Origin of the sequence: Aeromonas sp. ZOR0002 (genome assembly GCF_963866995.1) — a bacterium.
Lineage (GTDB): Bacteria > Pseudomonadota > Gammaproteobacteria > Enterobacterales > Aeromonadaceae > Aeromonas > Aeromonas caviae.
The window spans coordinates 1-3,767 of record NZ_CAWMFQ010000149.1 but is presented as its reverse complement, the minus strand read 5'-3'; the positions used below and the strand labels follow the sequence as shown (position 1 = coordinate 3,767).

Genomic DNA, 3,767 nt, shown 5'->3' with positions numbered 1-3,767 from the left:
CCAGGGTTATGGCGGCCCCTGCCCGCCCGCCGGTCACGGCATGCACCGCTACCAGTTCACCGTCTGGGCCCTGCCCAAGGCGCTGGAGGTGAAGGCCAACACCCCGCCCGCCATGGTAGGCTACATGCTCAACAGCCTGGCCCTTGGCAAGGCCACCCTGACCGCCACCTTCACCACCCCCTAGGAGCCCGCCCGATGAGCACGCCCCTGCTGCAACTGAATCACTACTTCGGGATCCGCCAGCAGCCCCTGCGCCGGGTGCTCATCTACGCGCCGACCCTCATCTGGGTGCAGCAGGGCCGCAAGCAGCTGTGGTGGCGGGAGCAGCGCCTCTCCTTTGACAAGGAGAGCTGGCTGCTGATCCCGGCGGGTCACCGGCTCACCTTCGTCAACCAGCCGGAACAGGGCACGTTTCGCTCCCAGGCGCTCACCCTGCTGGCCCCGCCACCGGCCGAGTGGCTGGCAGAGAGCCCCCTCGATCTCCTCAAGCCACCGGCCATCAGGGTGACGTCGGCCCTCGCCTTCTGCTTCGATCTCGTCACCACCATGGCGCAGCGGCAGCTCTGCGAGACGGCCCAGACCCAGCTGCTGCAAGGGTTTTATGGCGAGCTCAGGGAAGCGGGGGGCCTTGGCCTGCTCTTTCCTGCCACCACCATGACCCTGGGGGAACGGCTGGCCCGTTACCTCAGCGTGGAGCCTGGTCTCGATCACCGGCTGGAGACGGTAGCGACCCACTTCGCCATGAGCCGCGCCTCTCTGGTCCGCAAACTGGCCGCCGAGGGGCGCAGCTTTCGCCAGGTGCTGACCCAGGTACGCCTGGGGCACGCCCTCACCCTGCTGCAACAGGGGCTCACTCCGCTTCAGACCGCCCTCGCCTGTGGCTACGACTCCCCCGGCCGCTTTGCCGCGCGCTTCAAGGAGGAGTTCGGCCTGACCCCCCACCAATACCTGCGTACCTGCCCCTCCTCTCTCTCGCTGACTGCCACCACGAAAGTAAATAATTACTAAAATACAAGACTATGTAACCTCGTGTAACCGGGTGATCCGGCTCACACTCGCCCCTCCTGCACTGTGACACAGCGCCAATAATCCCGCCAAAATCGCCCTATAATGGCTCCCGCAAACGATTTCACTAAAATAATCACTAAAAACACCTTCCTCAACCTACAAAAACTGTCATTGGAGCGAGAGATGTTTCGTAAAAATTTACTTTCCATCACCCTGAGCGTCGCCCTGTTCGGCCTCACTGCCTGCAACGGCAATGACTCCAGCAGCTCGGCCGCCCCCAGCACCACCCTGGCGAACCAGTATCAGAACGTGATCGACCGCAGCGGCACCCCGCTCCAGTTCCGTGACTTTGACAGCTACGCCAACCTCAAATACAACCCGCTGCTCGATCTCGGCGCCTGGCACGGCTTCCTGCTGCCCGCCAGCGACAGCGAGTGGGGCGGCTTTACCGGCCCCATGGTCATCGCCGAGGAGTACAGCCTGTTCTTCGCAAGCGAATTGGACAAGCTGACCCTGAGCGACGAGAGCGGCCGCGCCTTCCCGCTCACCAGCGCCAGCAAACAGGCGCTGTACGCCATCCCGGGAGCGCTGGTGCAGCGCTTCGATTTCGACCCCTTCACCCTGGAGCTGGAGCTGCGCTACGGCGATGCCCGCACTGCGCTGGTTCGTACCCGCCTCATCAACCACACTGATGCCCCCCTCACCCTCAAGCTCAACTGGCAGGGGGAGCTGCTCAACCAGTGGGATGCCAACAAGACGGTCGCCGAGCAGTACCCCGCCTGGACCCGCACCATCAGCCAGACCGAGCGCGGCGTGGCATTTCAGTTCGGCAAACTGCGCAGCACCTGGAACATCATGCAAAGCGGCAGCGCCAGCTACCGCATCGATCGCACCCTGCCGAGTAGCACCACCCTCGACGAGCAGGGGCTCGGCTACGTGAGCGAGGCCAGCCTCACCCTGGCCGCCAAGGGCCAGCAGGATATCTACACCCTGCAGAGCTATATCCACAGCAGTGCTGACGCGAGCCGCTTCGAGCGAAGCCGCCAGGCGCTGCTGGCCGACCCCGCCAGCCATTTCGACGACTCCATCCGCCGCTGGGAGGATTACCTGGCGCGCGGCCTCTCCAATCAGGGGATCCCGGAGTCGGAGCGGCGCATCGCGGTCAAGGCGATGGAGACCCTCAACGGCAACTGGCGCTCGCCGGCCGGTGCCATCCTGCACGACGGGGTCACCCCCTCCAACACCGCCCGCTGGTTCGACGGGGTCTGGGCCTGGGACAGCTGGAAGCACGCTTACGCCATGGCCCACTTCAACCCCGAGGTAGCCAAGAACAACGTGCGCGCCATGTATGACTACCAGATCCAGGCCGATGACCCGGTTCGGCCGCAGGATGCCGGCATGGTGATCGACGCCGTCTTCTACAACAAGCTCGCCGATCGCGGTGGCGACGGCGGCAACTGGAACGAGCGCGACACCAAGCCGCCCCTCTCCGCCTGGGCCATCTGGGAGATCTACAGCGCCACCCAGGACAAGGCCTTCATCGCCGAGATGTATCCGAAGATCCAGGCCTATCACGACTGGTGGTATCGGGCGCGGGACAACAACCGCAACGGCATCATCGAATATGGCGCCACCCGCCACGTCGAGCACAACGACGAGTTCGGCAACATCACCTTCAAGGTGCAGTACCCGACGGGGGCACCGGTCGGGCTGGATCTGTCGAGCTGTACCAATGAGGGAGATGGCTGGTATGGCTGCGCCGGCATGGCGCTCTATCAGCAGGTATTGAGCGTTGGCGGCTACGCCGACATGGATATTGGCGCCCAGCACGGTGCCGGCTGGGAGTCCGGCATGGACAACGCCGCCCGCTTCGGCTTTATCGAGCCGGATCAGCTCAAGCGCTATGCCGACAAGACCTATGGCGGCGACCTGGCCAGGGCGCGCCAGGACTGGAACGTCTTCTTCTTCGAAAACCATGAGGACGACGGCAACCTCATCGGCTTCTCCATCGATCAGGAGTCGGTGGAGCTCAACGCCTTCCTCGCCAAGGAGAAGCGCATCCTGGCCGACATGGCCGAGCTGCTCGGCAAACCGGACGAGGCGAGCCGCTATCGCGAAGGGGCGACCCAGCTGGCCGATTACATCAACAGCTGCCTGTTCGATGAGGCCTCCGGCTTCTATTACGACCGCCAGATAGCCCAGGGGGATCTGCCCGACGCCAACGGCTGCGTCGGCAAGCTGTTGACCGCCCGCGGCCGTGGCCCGGAAGGGTGGAGTCCGCTCTGGGCCGAGGTGGCGGACAAGGAGAAGGCGGCGCGGGTGCGCGAGGTGATGCTCAATGCCCAGGAGTTCAACACCAAGGTGCCGCTCGGCACGGCGGCACTGACCAACCCGGCCTACGACCCCGACATCTACTGGCGCGGCCGGGTCTGGCTGGATCAGTTCTACTTCGGGGTGAAGGGGCTGGAGAACTACGGCTATCGCAGCGATGCCCAGACGCTCGTCAACAAGCTGTTTGCCAACGCCGAGGGGCTGGCGGGCAGCGGCCCCATCCGCGAGAACTACAACCCGGAAACCGGCGCCATGCAGGGTGCCAGCAACTTCAGCTGGAGCTCGGCCCACCTCTACATGCTCTATCGCAACTTCCTGAAAACCGAGGGTTGATCCCTCTTTGCAGCAATGAGCCAACAAAAAGGCCTCCGCAAGGGAGGCCTTTCTTATGGCGCTGTCCCAATTACATGTTGAAAGGCTAACCTTGA

Annotated in this window: 3 protein-coding genes; all 3 read left to right on the top strand. The window is 64.0% G+C overall.

The annotated features are described in order from the left end of the window. On the top strand, nt 1-184 hold a 184-nt coding region (locus AACR77_RS09010; RefSeq protein ID WP_042880924.1), incomplete at its 5' end, for a kinase inhibitor. 11 nt (nt 185-195) lie between these two features. Next, on the top strand, nt 196-1,008 hold the full coding sequence (locus AACR77_RS09005; protein ID WP_042015603.1) for a helix-turn-helix transcriptional regulator: 813 nt from the start codon (nt 196-198) through the stop codon (nt 1,006-1,008). 183 nt (nt 1,009-1,191) lie between these two features. Further along, nucleotides 1,192-3,672, top strand: a complete 2,481-nt coding sequence (ygjK, locus tag AACR77_RS09000) for an alpha-glucosidase (protein ID WP_042880922.1) — start codon at nt 1,192-1,194, stop codon at nt 3,670-3,672. Nucleotides 3,673-3,767 lie beyond the last annotated feature (95 nt).

Coding starts and splice junctions, on each gene's coding strand:
- AACR77_RS09005 (WP_042015603.1), top strand. CDS start 196: ATGAGCACGCCCCTGCTGCAACTGAATCACTACTTCGGGATCCGCCAG.
- ygjK (WP_042880922.1), top strand. CDS start 1,192: ATGTTTCGTAAAAATTTACTTTCCATCACCCTGAGCGTCGCCCTGTTC.